We start from the raw sequence: 14,162 nt of genomic DNA, 5'->3' as shown, positions 1-14,162 counted from the left end.
ATTACTTGAGGATTTCTTAAGGGTAAATTAATTACTTAAGTCTTCGTAATTGCGGGAGATCTTAAAAAACCTAAGACCAAGTGATAACCAACCCATAATGAAAGTGACTCCTCCAATTGGGATGAGCATCGCAAAAACCTTAATATTAGTAAGAGAGTAAATATAGCAATTAAAAGAGAAGAGTATAATCCCAAGAGTAAAGAGAGCAGTCTCAATTTTAAATTTATCTCTATAGAGCTTATCTAAAATGCCAAGGAAAATAAGTCCAAACGCATGAAGCATTTGATAGTGAACACCAGTTTTAAATGTCGCTAAGTTCTTAGGAGTTAAGATCTTCTCAAGTGCATGAGCACCCATCGCTCCAAGAGCAACGGCGAGTCCCATCAAGAGAGCACCTGCAATGATTTTATGATTCGTTCTCTTTAGCTCCATTTTTCAAGCTCCTTTTTAGAAAGAGGGTAGAGATTGAAAGTCCCCATCCCTTTGGCCACAACTCTTTGTGACTCTTTACACGTAATAGTTCCATTGCAAACAACAAGCGAGTTTCCAACATAATCTAATTCGGCCACTCCAATTAGTGTATCACCTAGATTCGCAGGTGTGATAAAATTTGTTTTAAATTCTACAGTAGAGCATAATTTGTCTAAAGTAACGGAGTGGGCAAGGACACTCAAACCTAGCACACAGTCCATCATTGCTGCTAGAACTCCACCGTGACAAGTCTTTGGACTGCTAAGATGTTCCTTGGCAACTTCAAGGGAGTAGGTGATTCTTCCCTCATTATCCATCGTAAAATTCAAACCGAGAAGTTTATCAAAGTTTGAGATTTTTCTAAAAATAACTTCTAGCTCTTGTGGAGTCATAGTCTACCTTAATAATTTAATAGATTGAGTATTTGAAATGGATTTCTTTATTTTTAGATTCTTACCAACTTCTCTACCAAGCCCTAGTGCTTTAGAGTTTTCTTTTACCCTACTTGAGCTGGAGTAAGAGAGTTTGGAGTAGACATTCTTAACTCTAAGGTCAAGATCATCTTTTAAAATAACAAGCTCTTTTGTCGTAAAGCTATCTCTTTGTATGACTTTAATTTTCTCTTTATATCCTTTAGCAATACCTCTAAAGAATGAATTCTTCGCCGCAAGTCCTTTAAGGGATGGGTTCTCTCTCTGCGATAGGGCCCAAAGTCTATCTAGTTCAAAGATAAGAAAATCACAAACGTAGTGGGCGAGTTCAACATTAACTCTCGCCCCAATGACTTCTAAATAATAGTGTCCCTTTGCGTGACTAAAGACGGGTTGAATATTAAAAGTAGTAAGAATTTCGTAAATGGCCTTGGCCTTTGCGTTGACCTTAGTTCCCTCAAGGACTTTGAGTAGATATGTTTCTTCCTCTTCAGGTGAGAGATCTTCTTGGGTTAGATTATATTTAAGTAATAACTCATTTGCTTTTGCCGTTGCCAATTGAGATTCATTAACATTATCAGAATTAGCTAGGCTTAAGAGTTTTTGAACTCTATTTACTAATTTTGAATGAGATTTATTCTCTTGTTGGAAATGGGGAAGAGTATGCTCAAGTTTTAGTTTGGCACTGTAGACATCTTCGTTCCATCCATGAGACTTGCAGAGCTCTCTATACTCTGCACCGTGGTCTTTTATTGCGTTCTCATATCTTAGATAGGCTTCAAAGTGAGCGAGTTCATGTCTAATAATATTAGAGAGTATGGTCTCATCATTTAAGAGCAGAAGGCGCTTATTAAGTCCAATCTGGTAAAGGTGGTGATTAAAGAAACCTAGTGTGGTTTCGTGTTCAAAAACGACAAAGTTTAGGGGTATGGAGTAATTCTTCCATTTGACTCTGGAGCGAGCATAATTGATTCCCATTTCATCTTTAAGTATCTTAGAAGCTTGATTCCTGCAGATACTTAAGAATGTCTTTGTCGCATTTGAGTAGACTTGCATAGGGATTTATAAAGGCCCTCTATAGAGAGGGCCAATTAAAAGTTTATTAATTTTTTGCCTTAACAGCAGCTGAGAGAAAGTCTCTATTCATTCTAGCGATATTGCTAATAGAGATTCCCTTAGGACAAGAGGCTTCACATTCAGCTTCGTTAGTACAGTTACCAAAACCGAGTTCATCCATTTTAGTGACCATATTCTTAACTCTCTCTTCCGCTTCAAGTTGACCTTGTGGAAGAAGTGAAAGTTGAGAAACTTTAGCAGATACGAAGAGCATCGCTGAAGCATTCTTACAAGAAGCTACACATGCACCACAACCAATACAAGCCGCTGCATCCATAGCTAATTCAGCATTTTCCTTTGGAACTAGAATAGCGTTAGCATCTTGAGCGTTACCTGTATTTACATTAACAAAACCACCTGAAGCAATAATGTCATCAAAAGCAGTTCTATCAATCATAAGGTCTTTTAGAACAGGGAAGGCCCTTGCTCTAAATGGTTCAACAACAATTGTCTCACCATTCTTGAATTTTCTCATGTGAAGCTGACAAGTTGTCGTCTCTGCTTCTGGCCCGTGGGCCTGACCATTAATCATTAGAGAGCACATTCCACAGATTCCCTCTCTACAATCGTGGTCGAATGCAACTGGATCTGTTCCCTCTGCAATTAATTTCTCATTAAGGATATCTAGCATTTCTAGAAAAGATGCGTCTGGAGATACACCTTCAATTGTATAGTCTACAATTTCACCTTTATCTTTATTATTCTTTTGACGCCAAATTTTTAGATTTAAAGTCAATAAATTATCTGAACTCATATTAAACTCCTACCTTTGGCACTACTTGTACGATCTCTGTGTTAGAGCTACATTTTCAAATTCTAGCTCTTCAATATTTCTAATTGGCTCTTTGTCATCACCAGTGAATTCCCAAGCAGCTACGTGACAATACTTATCATCAATTCTCTTAGCTTCGTTTTCATCTGTTTGGTACTCTTCTCTAAAGTGACCACCACAAGACTCTTCTCTCGTAAGAGCATCTCTTGCCATCAGTTCACCAAGCTCTAGGAAGTCGGCAACTCTATTGGCCTTTTCAAGCTCAATATTAATTCCGTCAGCAGAACCTGTAACTTTAACATTTTTCCAGAAGTCAGCCCTAATCGCTTGAATCTTAGATATGGCAGTCTTAAGCCCTTCAGCTGTTCTTGCCATACCTACGTGATCCCACATAACAACACCAAGCTCTTTGTGGAAAGTATCTACAGACTTTGTCCCATTGATAGCAAGTAATTTATCAAATCTCTCTTTTGATATTTTCATTGCTTCATCAAATTCTGGAGCAGAGTCATCTACTTTCTCATTAATAAGCCCTTCACTTGCTAGGTAATTTCCTAGAGTATAAGGAATAACAAAGTAACCATCGGCAAGACCTTGCATAAGAGCTGAAGCTCCAAGTCTATTGGCTCCGTGATCAGAGAAGTTTGCTTCACCAAGGGCAAAACATCCTGGAACTGTCGTCATAAGATTGTAGTCAACCCATAGTCCACCCATTGTATAGTGAACAGCTGGGAAGATTCTCATTGGCACTTCATAAGGGTTCTCGTCAGTAATTCTCTCATACATATCAAAGAGGTTCCCATAACGGGCCTTAATAGTGTCGATACCTTCTCTTTTTATGGCGTCGGCAAAGTCTAGGTAGACGGCAACTTTCGTTGAACCAACACCTTTACCCATATCCGCTTGTTGCTTAGCATTTCTAGCGGCAACGTCTCTAGGGACGAGGTTACCAAATGAAGGATACTTCTCTTCTAGGTAGTAATCTCTCTCTTCCTCTGGAATATCATTTGGCTTTCTTGTTTCGTTCTTATCTTTTGGAACCCAAACTCTACCATCATTTCTAAGGGACTCTGACATGAGTGTTAGCTTAGATTGGAAGTCTCCGTGTTGTGGAATACAAGTAGGGTGAATTTGTGTGTAACAAGGGTTCGCGAACATTGCACCTTTCTTATAAGCTTTCCAAGCAGCTGAACCATTTGATGCCATTGCATTTGAAGATAGGAAGTATGTATTTCCATAACCACCAGTACAAAGAAGAACAGCGTCTGCTGAGAACTTCTCATACTCACCAGTGATAACATTTCTAGTGATAATTCCTCTGGCCTTACCGTTAACAATAACAAGTTCAACCATCTCTCTTCTTGTATAAGACTTTACTTTTCCTTTTCCAACTTCCTTCATTAGAGCAGAGTAGGCACCAAGAAGAAGTTGTTGTCCGGTTTGTCCTCTAGCATAGAAAGTTCTAGAAACCTGCGCTCCACCGAAAGATCTATTTGAAAGAGTACCACCGTACTCACGTGCAAAAGGAACACCTTGAGCAGCACATTGGTCAATAATATTATTGGCCACTTGAGCTAGTCTATAAACATTGGCCTCTCTCGCTCTGTAGTCTCCACCTTTAATTGTATCGTAGAAGAGACGCCAGATTGAGTCGCCGTCATTTGGATAATTCTTAGCCGCGTTCACACCACCTTGAGCAGCAATAGAGTGCGCTCTTCTAGGCGAATCTTGAATACAGAAAGTACTTACTTCGTAACCTAGTTCTGAAAGTGTCGCAGCTGCAGAAGCACCGGCAAGGCCTGTACCAACAACTATAACTTTATACTTTCTCTTATTAGCAGGGTTTACAAGCTTCATATTGAAGCGGTGTTGATCCCATTTCTCTTGAAGTTTTCCCTTTGGAACTTTACCGTCGAGTTTCTTGATATCAGTCATCTTAATTTCCTCCCTGTAGGTAGCAGAAGATTGGTAGTGCCGAGTAACCAATAGTAACGACAACTGCAAAGATTTTTGAAAGGCACTTTAAGAGGCAAGTGTATTTTGGATGCCAGAATCCGATTGATTGAAATGCTGACCAAAATCCGTGACTTACGTGAATACCAAGTGCAATCATACAGAAGATGTACCAGATAACTGCAAGTGGACTTTGAAAGTAATCTACAACAGTCTTGTAGATATCTCTCATTTCAACACCACCATGAGTAATTGTATAAACTGGTCCAAATTTAAATTGGATTAGGTGAAGGATAAGAAAGATAAGAATGATAAGACCTGTATAAGGCATAGTTGAAGAAGCAAATGTCGCTCCTCTTCCCGTCTTTTGCTTTACATAGTACTTCTGTGGTCTTGCTTTATTATTTTCAAAAGTTAATTTTGCGGCCAATCCAATGTGAGTTAAGAAGATCGTTGCAAGAATTGCTTCTGCCACATAGATGAATGGATTGGTGATGAGTGTGTGAGCGTATGTATTAAACGCTTCAGGTCCTAAGTACATTAAGCAGTTACCGGCAAGGTGTGAGACAAGGAAGCCGCACAAGAGTAGACCAGTAATGCCCATGACTTGTTTTTTTACGACAGAAGATGTCGCATACTTTAGCATTGATGAAGCCATAGGAATCTTACCCCTTTAATTTAAGTGAATAGTTCTTTCTTTCAGTTTTTAGAATTTGCTTGGATTATACTCCTGTGATTACGATAAATTAAGTGATTTCTTTTGGTGCTAATGGCCATTGGCCAAAAAAATCTAGGCTCAGCAATAAAACTTATTCAAATTTTGCCAATTTATTAAGGCTTAGCAGTCTAACTTGTTTTTATTTATGACATAACTCAAGTTATTAAATTTAATACGAACTGCGTTAAGTTACCATGAATATTCATTTTAAGTTTATTAAGGGACGTATAATTAGGATGAGGTCTCGCTAAATTTTTTTGATTAACTGACCGAATAGGATGGATATGAAAAGTGTACGCACCCTAATCACATTTTTATTTATCATCGTTGCCCAAAGTTCTTGGGCCTTGCCTGGCGAAGGTTCTGCTGATCCAAGACTTTCAAATGAAAATGGAGACGCTGACTCGCTTGACCATGTTAAAGATTCTGCCCAGGCCAGAAGGCTTATGGCCCAGAGAATATGTGAAGGTGAGAGAAAGGGTGTTGTAGATGATAGACTGAAAAAACTTATGGAAGTGGGTCTCTACAATTTCTGTGATCAATATGAAGATGAAGAGAGATTTTGTGGTTGTGTGGGTGAGACAACATACGAAGAAAAACTTTCTGATAATGAACTTAAAGAATTTGAAGAGAGGCTTAAGGCCGAGAGTAAAAAAAATATTGCCCTCAATAGTTTTAAAGCTCTAAAAGAATATAGAGAAGAGAAGAATAGGGAAATGGCTAACCGTCCAGGTTTGCCTTCGCACTCAAGATTTGAAAATACTCTCTCTAGACAGTCTTGTGACGATACTAAGGACCTTCATCGAACTCTAGAGCCTTTTTGTAAAGAGTCTGATTTAGTTGAGCTAAAGAAATCGCTCTCACTAGCTATTAAAGATTGTGATAATTGTGCGGGAATGGATTTAGATACTATGCCTCAAGCACCCGAGGCGAGACGTAGAAGAACGGCTGGCGAAGACTTTCTCTACTTTCCTACTCATTGGCTAAATAATGAGTTCTCTAAGCAGGCCAACGCAGATGTTTTTAAAGTTCAAGAAATTAATAATAGAAATCCTGATAACTTTACGAAGTATAAAACGATTGGTGATTATCAATATAAAGAACTTGTCGCAGACATTGCTTTAAGAATTAAAAATAAATGGAGTGGTACAAATTTCAATATGGACAGTGTTCCCAACCAGGCCATGATTACAAAGAGACAGAACGCGGCCTTTGTCATGATGATGGAGAATTATTATCTATTACAAGATATTGAGGGGTTCCCAAGAAAACAATACTATTATGCTAATAGCACAGAAATTAAGCGCAAGGTTGATGATTACTTAAACTTCTTTATGAAACAATTCCCAGTAGGTGTTTTCGATAAAAATACTGTTACTGCGGGAACAATTGCGACCTCGATTGAAAGTTTCTTAGAGAAGTCACAAAACGATAAGCTCAATAAGAAGTGCCAAGAAATAATAGATGTTATGAAAACTTCTTGTGCAGCAATGTCCAATGAAGAGCAGGCCCTTAGCTTTGATTTTAATGCTGATATTGCTAAGAAAATCCGTGAAAACCACTATAGTGATAATAAGTTTAAGTTTGATCAACTCTATTGTGTCGCCCAGGATAAATCAGAGCCTAGAGTTTTTCAATCAGGTTTAAAAAGATGGGGAATAGGTCGCGTTGATGTCCATGAGAAGTTGGTTTCTCCAGGTAAGAAATTATTTACTGAAACAAAATTAGATATAAATGATGGCACATTGAATACACCAGATTTTGACTCCGGCGTTTCTTTTAATATATCTGATACGCTTGTTACTGGAAATCATAATGAATATTTGCGTTTAATTATGCCATCAACTGAGTTAACAGATGAGGACGAGTCTATTTTGGATTTGGCCAATAATTATAAAAAAGATAAAGAGAGTGGTGGATTCTCTTTAGGTAAGGGCGCTTTAAGGCGTTATGGGAACCCTCAGAGTTATGGAAATAATTACTTTGGTTCCAATGGTAGTAACTACTCTTTAAGTGACGGTTATAGTTACGGTAGCTCAACCTATAATGGAATTAATATTGATATAGATCAACTCTATAAGAATATGGGTACTTCACCTTCCCAAGGATCAACTTCAATCTTAGATAGAAACTTAGGTCCAACTCAGGAAGAGGCACCAGAAGATGTCCCTCCTAGGGCGATAATAGTCGATGAAAATACATTGGAGGATGTGTCGGGGCAAGTTGCTGCTGGTAGTGGAAATGTACCGACTCAGGATGATGGTACTTCAAGTGAGCGAAGTGAAGCGAGTGTAAGCGCTGCCGATTCATTTGACGCGAATGGAGAGAGCTTTAGTTCTCAAGATGGGTCCTCAGACTCTCGCTCTCCTGCTAGTGTGACTAATACTTCTAATACTGAAAGTAACCCGACAAATACTGCAATGAGGGGACAGACTCAGGGGAGTTCTTCAATGAATTTCTCAATGGGAAATAGCTTCTTTAGTAATCGTAGTCAGTTCGCTAAAAACCAAGAAGAACAAAGAGAACTCTCTAGAGAAGAAATCATGGAAAATAGAATAAGAGAGCTAGAGCAAAGAGTGCAGGAGTCTAATAGTGCTGCACCAATAAAAGCGGCATCTTCTTTAGCTTCTGAAACAAGTATCAGTGGAAGTAGCTTTTCTAAAGAGAGTAAAAAGGGCGAAAAAGATGATAGTCTTGAGCTTACAAAAATGAAAGTTGAGCTAGAGAAAATGAAGCTTGAACTTGCAAAATCTGAATTAGAATTAAAGAAGAAAAATGAAAATATTAAGGCCCAGAATGAAAGGGCTGCCGCGAGCAATACTTCGGCAGCGACAACTGCAGCTGTTGAGGGCCCAATGAATAAAAATATCTTCGCCTCTAGAGGGAAGAAGTCCGCAGATACATCTCCTACTTCAGCAAGAAGTACAAACTCTAATAGTACAACTAATTCTGCAAGCTCCTCTAGACAAGAGTCCGCTTCTGCATCAGCTCCAGTGAGCACTTCACAGAGTAGCAGCTCTACTTATAGTGGAGCAAGTGCTCCTAGTGATGGAGGAAGCTTTTCAGGCTCTGTTTCATCAACAGGAGCTTCGTCGGCATCATCCTCTGGAGCCCTTCTTAGTGCAACTCAGATAGAAGACTCACAAATAAGAAGTAATACTGGACCAAGTATCGTTTCATACCAAAACTTCTCAGAGATTAGCGCTGCAAATCAAAGTGAGCTATCTAAACTCTATACTGAATTTGGTGCACAGGTCATAACTCAAGGTGGAACAGAAGTTATTCTAGAAAAAGATGAAACAACAGGTGAGATAAAGGTTATCGAAAAAGATAAGACTTCAGCTGCTGTCATTGAAAAGGTGCTCTCAAAAAAGAGGGCCCCAGCATCAGAACCAGCGCCTTCTGAGCAAAACGAGAGAAAGAGGTTCTCACTACAAGAATTTAATCAAATTATTGATAATGGAGTTAAGAAAGAGTAGAAGTTAAGCTCATATTTTAGCTGCGAGGTTGAGTTGAATAACGATTTTCCAAAAGAGTTCTTTGTTGAGATAGAAACAGACGATTTTAGAGAGGGGAGAATTTCCGTCAATAAAATTGATGACGGCTTTATGGCCGAAATTGATATCGTTCAAGTAGAAACTCGAAAAATTTGGCGACATGTTAAATCAATCTTTGGCCGTGAAACGGCTCATGACGCATTGGAAGATGCCTCTTATTATCTTGGAAAATTTCTTAGAGGGGAGTCAATTAACTGACCCATAAAGTTAATACTTGTCAGATTATTGTCTTGCGCACCTCGTTCTTGCATTGTGTTTTCAGTACTTTATAGAATCTTCTTGTAAGTGAAAAGTTGGCACGCCTCTTGCTATATATATTGTGTGTGTGTAGGAGTTACGAAGAAAGGATTTTTTCATATCTCCAAAAATGTCTCTCAAAAAAGACCCATGAATTCCTTCATGGGTTTTTTTTTGTCTTTTTTTAATTATCAGAGAAATGGTTGAATCAGCGAGCTTAAGACTCTTGCTCCCTTATTGGATAGATTGTCATAGATAGGATTGTATTCATAAATCCCACAATATTTTTCTTTTTGGGCAAGTGAAAAGTACCAAGAGAAGATTTCTCTCACTGTATCAATATCTAGTCCGTGATGATTAACAGCACTTACGGCCTCCATTTGCTCTGCGCAAATTGCGTCACAATCTAGACTGAGGACGACTTTATACTCCTCTGGAGACTGAATATACTTATCTAGTAACCCAGAGATATTACTAAAATTCGCACTTTCATTTTTAATTTGGGCCATACTTAGGATGGTCATCTTAGCGCTCTTTAACTCATTATAGTTACTAAGCTCATTGGCAAAGTCGTGAATACCTAGTTGAAGTATTTCTAAATCACCATCAAAGTCATTTGCAAATTGCCTAAAAGGAGTTCCTGAGTGGGGAAGTTCGTCAACTCTGGTATCTAGGTGAGCATCTATATTGATAATAAGAATTTTCTTAGAGCTTTGCGATATCCATTTAAGATATGGGTAAACATGGTCGTGGCCAGCACCTAGGTGCCAAAACTTAGTTTGTTCAAGATTTGCTGTTTTAAGATCCGTGCTTAACTTTTGTATATCTTGTTCTTGCTGCTGTGAAAAATCCGAACAAGAGCCCATCGTTCTTAGTGAGAACTGTGCACACATTGGATCTCGATGAGTAGACATTTTTTTTAGAGTATTTATGATGGCCGAAGGGCCATATGCACTTCCTCGTCTTCCACCATTTCTGATGACTCCGAGATCAGATTCACTGAGAATAAAGAGGTTCTTATATGATTGAGCTTCTTCACTCATATATTCTTTAATTTTGAGTTTACTTGCGCCTCTTCTGGAGAGTTGTTCTGTTATTCCTTTCATATCTTCTTTCATGGGCGCATCCTATTCGATTTAAGTGAACAAGGCAAAATTAAAAAATGCAGGATTACTTCTTCCTTGTCTTGCAGCCTAAAATTTCTAAGTTACTCATATTATACTTAATAAGTATTGGAGACTTACTTTGTATAGAGTAGTTGAAACATTTGAAATACTTTGGCTCGGCCTTGTAGATGGCGGCTTTTTCTTGAAAGAGTAGAAGTAGCTTTTTGGGTCCTTTGCCAGAACTTTTTCTTAGAGAGTTTACATGAACCTTTTCAACTCTCTCTTGAGAGAAGCTCTGCTTGCAAATGAGTAAAGTAAATAAGATGAACACCATTTTCATTCTTGCCAGCTCTCCCATTCTTCGCTCTGTGAAGGAGCTGCACCAAATTCGATCATTCTGCTTTTGGCCATATCCATTTTCTCTTCTTCGCTTAGGCGCTCATTGTATTCTGGCCAGTATGGAGTTGTATTGGTGACGCTGAAACTTGTTTTATTATAAAAAGATGTATTGGATGGAGTTGGGTAGGAAACCTTCTCTGTTTGCTCAAACTCTACTCCCATCGTTTCTGCCCACTCACTTGGAGAGATAGGTGCACTTGAGACCGATGGGTCTATGATCATTTGTTTAACTTCGCCATTAGCTCCTCGAACGTAGACCATCGGTGCAACATGATAGCCCCAAGTCATCCCCTTGGCCTCTCCTGGAATTTGAAGTGAGCCTCTAAGCCAGGCCTTATCTACTCTTACTCCCTCATCTTCAAACATCTTTGCCATCAGGTGCGCTCTGGCGTAGCAACCATCAAAAGTATAATTCCAAGCGATGTCCTCTCTGGCCCTTGCCCTTTTGAAGAGATCCATTGCTTGTTCTGGAGTTATAATATCTCCATCTATTGCTTGGAGTTCTTGTGCTCGTTGATAGGCTTCTGGAGTGTAGAAGGCACCTTGGTGGTGACAAGTAATTCCCGCAATAGAATCTTTATTGACGAAGTTACTTTCTAGAATGCCTTTAGAGAGAGCAATATATTGAAGCATAACTTCATTATTTAAATCTTCTTGAACTTTCTCGATGAGATTTTGGATTGAGTTCTTTAGTTCATCTGAACACATTGAGATTTGTGAGCTGATAAAGCTTGCTTGTCCAGGAGCTTTAAAGGCATTAAAGAGTCTAGGATTGTGTCTAAAGCTAGATGGAACAGTCATTTGATCGGAGAAGACTTTATCTTCAGCTTCATTAAATTTAATAAGTTCTCTACCATCAATATCACTAAGAGAAATTACTTCTTCATTAGGAACTGAGAATTGACCATTTTTAAAACTAAAGGACTCAAGATAGATAAATGTCGCGCTATTATTTTTAAAGATAACTCTTTGATTCCCTTCGGCATCTTCACCGCACTGGAGAAGGGGGCACTGGTTATTGTCGCGCTTACAATTAAGTTCTTTGCCATCACTCATGGAAGCTTTAAATTGATTGGCGGTAAAGCTATTTTCAAGAGCATCTCTTCTCGCTTCAATTTCAGCCTTTGAGTCTTGATAGAATTTTTTAAGTTCTTCATTATCAAAGCTATAGAGAATTTTAAGATCTTCTTTTAAAAAGTCAGAGTAGATATAGCGGTCGTTATTAATATATTGATGGAGTGGTCCTAAATACTTTGGTCTTTCCCTTTCTTCTAAAAAGCTATCCATATCAAGCCTTGCTGCGAAGAGAGTTTGAGAGTCTTTGTAAATAGAGTAGACATCTACCTTGTGATAGCCTCCGCTAGTGTCTCTTTTAAAGGCGCTATATTCCCAACCATCACCCTTTAGAAGGAAGTCTTCTCCCTTATTATTCTTGCAATAAATAAAGTTTTCATCAGGAGAAGCTGAGCAATTCTTCAAGCTTCCCTCTCCCTCGATACTAACTTCGTAAGCGAGTGTTGAGAGCGACGATATAAATAGGAGTAAGAGTATTTTGATCACACTCACTTATCGGGTTAGACTATAAAAATTCTTAACAATTTCGACCAATTATCTTACTTATCGCTTGAGCAATTCCAGATAGAAAGCTAACATAGTAAGATATGGAAAAGACGTGGTTTATCTTTCAGTCCGACCATCACCTAGGTCCATTTACAACAGATGAAATATTGCAAATGTTGCAAAATGGTCGAATTGATGAAGAAGTTCCCCTATGGAAAGAGGGGGAGGAAGACTGGCGCCCTCTTGGTGAATTTGAACAATTTCTTCCTAAGACTGAAGAAGTGCTAGAAGATTCGTCTTTTCCTGAGATTCCAGACCTTTCCGATATTCCTGCTGTCCCAGAAGTCCTTGAAGATCTTGAAGTCCTTGACGAACCTGACTTGGAAGCGCCAGAGGTATTCGAGAAAGAGGCCTCGTTAGAATCAGCTGAGCTTCCAGATTTACCGGAAGTTCCATTTGCTCCAGCAGAAGAGATCGTAGAAGTAGAGATAGTAGAAACTGTCGACGAAACTACTGAAGAAGAGCTCCCTTCAATCCCTGCGCTACCTGATCTTCCTGAAGCTCCAGAGCATCCAGAATATATTGAAGAAGACCTAGATGAAATGCCCTCTCTTCCAGTGGATGAGGAGGCTAGTGAGCCTGTCGAAGAATTTGTCGCTGAGGCCATTGAAGAGGTCTCTTCTGAAACTTTAGTTGAAGTTCAAGAAGTTGTTGAGAGTGAGCGGCAGATTGAAGATGAAGAGATTGGTGACCTTGAAGAAGTTGACGAAGTTGAGGATGAAGAAGATGTTTGGGCCCAGATAGATGAGCAAACCAGTAAAGTGGCACCAAATTATAAATTCATCGCCGCATGTGTCGCTTGTTTTACAATTTTTATTCTATCTATGTTCCTTATCTATCAGAGTACAAGATCATCAATTAATTTAGATGACTTCTCACCACTTGTTATAGATAAAGTTGAAGAGATTAGAAAAAAGCCTTTTAAAGAAAATGTCTTTGCAGAAATCTTTATGTCTAAGAATTCAAAAGATTTAATGTTGGCCACTAATATTAAGCATAATGCTAAGATTTATCTGACTTTAACTTCTGTTCAAAAGCGAGTTGTTTCTGAAGAGCAAGTAGTTGCGTCTGCCCAGGCATCTCTTGTAGGGGGAGTGGCAAAATTTTCTAAGATTAAAATTGTAAAAGGAAGTCGTTTCGCTTCTGGAGAGTATTACGTTCAGCTCTTGGCCATTCCGGTAGGTGTGGAGCATAGGGCCTATAAATACCTTTACTCTAAATTTGAGTTTAACTTCTTTAAACCCTCTGAACAATTAAGGTATAGGGGGAAGAGCTTAATTTATCCTGGGACATTAGAGGACTTTGAAAAAGAGCTCGTCGAGTTTAAAGATCAAACGAGAAGTCTTAAGGCTAAACCTCTTAAGCATTTAATAGAAGGATATAAGACCTTCTCAACTCTCTCTTCAAAGATTTATAAAATCTATGAAGATGTTCTTACGTCTATTAGAAGAGGAAAGGAAATAGAGTCTTTTGAAATTCTATACAGTAAGAATGTAGGGCCTGTTTTACAGGGTCTTATATTAGAGACACATAAACTTTCTAAAGAGTATGAAATTTCCAATCCTGAAATTTTCAATAAGTATAGTGAGCTATTAGAGCAAGGTAAGAGAATAGGTGAGATGGCCTCTGATATGGTGACTATGACAAAGAAGATAAAGCGCCTTAGAAAGAATAATAGAAATCGTTTAATGAAATTATTTATTAAGCGCTCTCTCTTTTTACAAGAAACCTCTAAGACAAAGTTAAGTGAGCTAGAGAAAGAGCTTAATAGTTATAAGTAAA

12 protein-coding genes are annotated in these 14,162 nt (G+C 38.5%); 3 read left to right on the top strand and 9 right to left on the bottom strand.

Going from position 1 to position 14,162, the window contains the following annotated elements; translation table 11 throughout:
• Positions 1-27: 27 nt before the first annotated feature.
• From BMS_RS10445 to BMS_RS10420, 6 genes are read right to left on the bottom strand one after another with little or no spacing between them, the layout of a single operon-like run.
• Positions 28-432 carry a DUF423 domain-containing protein gene (locus BMS_RS10445; RefSeq protein WP_014244783.1) on the bottom strand — a complete coding sequence of 135 codons (405 nt, stop codon included), beginning with the start codon at positions 430-432 and terminating at the stop codon, positions 28-30.
• Positions 423-863 (bottom strand): PaaI family thioesterase, encoded by a 441-nt coding sequence (locus BMS_RS10440; protein WP_014244782.1) that lies wholly within the window; start codon positions 861-863, stop codon positions 423-425. Before BMS_RS10440 ends, BMS_RS10445 begins: the two co-directional genes overlap by 10 nt.
• Before the next feature lie 3 nt (positions 864-866).
• The gene (locus BMS_RS10435) at positions 867-1,958 is read right to left on the bottom strand and encodes a DUF2786 domain-containing protein (protein ID WP_014244781.1); all 1,092 of its coding nucleotides are present in this window, start codon (positions 1,956-1,958) and stop codon (positions 867-869) included.
• Positions 1,959-2,004: 46 nt separating this feature from the next.
• A complete protein-coding gene (locus tag BMS_RS10430; RefSeq protein WP_014244780.1) occupies positions 2,005-2,772 on the bottom strand; it encodes a succinate dehydrogenase/fumarate reductase iron-sulfur subunit in 768 nt (255 codons plus the stop codon).
• A gap of 21 nt (positions 2,773-2,793) precedes the next feature.
• Positions 2,794-4,725, bottom strand: coding sequence for a fumarate reductase/succinate dehydrogenase flavoprotein subunit (locus BMS_RS10425; RefSeq protein WP_014244779.1), 1,932 nt, complete (start codon positions 4,723-4,725; stop codon positions 2,794-2,796).
• A 1-nt stretch (position 4,726) separates the two neighbouring features.
• Entirely contained in the window at positions 4,727-5,401 is a 675-nt protein-coding gene (locus tag BMS_RS10420; RefSeq protein WP_014244778.1) for a succinate dehydrogenase cytochrome b subunit, read from the bottom strand.
• Positions 5,402-5,745: 344 nt separating this feature from the next.
• Here BMS_RS10420 and BMS_RS10415 point away from each other — a divergent pair, with 344 nt between their 5' ends.
• Entirely contained in the window at positions 5,746-8,940 is a 3,195-nt protein-coding gene (locus tag BMS_RS10415; RefSeq protein ID WP_044557511.1) for a hypothetical protein, read from the top strand.
• 33 nt (positions 8,941-8,973) lie between these two features.
• Positions 8,974-9,216: a hypothetical protein gene (locus tag BMS_RS10410; RefSeq protein WP_014244776.1), complete on the top strand. Its 243-nt coding sequence runs from the start codon at positions 8,974-8,976 to the stop codon at positions 9,214-9,216.
• 230 nt (positions 9,217-9,446) lie between these two features.
• Here the strand turns inward: BMS_RS10410 and BMS_RS10405 are convergent, their stop codons facing one another.
• Genes BMS_RS10405 through BMS_RS10395 form a run of 3 tightly spaced genes read right to left on the bottom strand, consistent with a single transcriptional unit; the run spans position 9,447 to position 12,320 of the window.
• Positions 9,447-10,373, bottom strand: a complete 927-nt coding sequence (locus BMS_RS10405; RefSeq protein ID WP_014244775.1) for an arginase family protein — start codon at positions 10,371-10,373, stop codon at positions 9,447-9,449.
• Positions 10,374-10,425: 52 nt separating this feature from the next.
• Positions 10,426-10,701 carry a hypothetical protein gene (locus BMS_RS10400; protein WP_157868274.1) on the bottom strand — a complete coding sequence of 92 codons (276 nt, stop codon included), beginning with the start codon at positions 10,699-10,701 and terminating at the stop codon, positions 10,426-10,428.
• Entirely contained in the window at positions 10,698-12,320 is a 1,623-nt protein-coding gene (locus BMS_RS10395) for a protein-glutamine glutaminase family protein (protein WP_157868273.1), read from the bottom strand. Before BMS_RS10395 ends, BMS_RS10400 begins: the two co-directional genes overlap by 4 nt.
• A 101-nt stretch (positions 12,321-12,421) precedes the next feature.
• Here BMS_RS10395 and BMS_RS17025 point away from each other — a divergent pair, with 101 nt between their 5' ends.
• Positions 12,422-14,161, top strand: coding sequence for a DUF4339 domain-containing protein (locus BMS_RS17025; protein WP_014244773.1), 1,740 nt, complete (start codon positions 12,422-12,424; stop codon positions 14,159-14,161).
• Position 14,162: the final 1 nt, after the last annotated feature.

The organism is Halobacteriovorax marinus SJ, from assembly GCF_000210915.2.
Classification (GTDB): Bacteria; Bdellovibrionota; Bacteriovoracia; order Bacteriovoracales; family Bacteriovoracaceae; genus Halobacteriovorax; species Halobacteriovorax marinus.
This window is presented reverse-complemented; position numbering and strand designations above follow the sequence as displayed.

Excerpts from the sequence above, each read along its gene's own strand:
- BMS_RS10405 (WP_014244775.1), bottom strand. The coding sequence starts at position 10,373 with ATGAAAGAAGATATGAAAGGAATAACAGAACAACTCTCCAGAAGAGGC.
- BMS_RS10430 (WP_014244780.1), bottom strand. The coding sequence starts at position 2,772 with ATGAGTTCAGATAATTTATTGACTTTAAATCTAAAAATTTGGCGTCAA.
- BMS_RS10420 (WP_014244778.1), bottom strand. The coding sequence starts at position 5,401 with ATGGCTTCATCAATGCTAAAGTATGCGACATCTTCTGTCGTAAAAAAA.
- BMS_RS10435 (WP_014244781.1), bottom strand. The coding sequence starts at position 1,958 with ATGCAAGTCTACTCAAATGCGACAAAGACATTCTTAAGTATCTGCAGG.
- BMS_RS10400 (WP_157868274.1), bottom strand. The coding sequence starts at position 10,701 with ATGAAAATGGTGTTCATCTTATTTACTTTACTCATTTGCAAGCAGAGC.
- BMS_RS10425 (WP_014244779.1), bottom strand. The coding sequence starts at position 4,725 with ATGACTGATATCAAGAAACTCGACGGTAAAGTTCCAAAGGGAAAACTT.
- BMS_RS10440 (WP_014244782.1), bottom strand. The coding sequence starts at position 863 with ATGACTCCACAAGAGCTAGAAGTTATTTTTAGAAAAATCTCAAACTTT.
- BMS_RS10415 (WP_044557511.1), top strand. The coding sequence starts at position 5,746 with ATGAAAAGTGTACGCACCCTAATCACATTTTTATTTATCATCGTTGCC.
- BMS_RS10445 (WP_014244783.1), bottom strand. The coding sequence starts at position 432 with ATGGAGCTAAAGAGAACGAATCATAAAATCATTGCAGGTGCTCTCTTG.
- BMS_RS17025 (WP_014244773.1), top strand. The coding sequence starts at position 12,422 with ATGGAAAAGACGTGGTTTATCTTTCAGTCCGACCATCACCTAGGTCCA.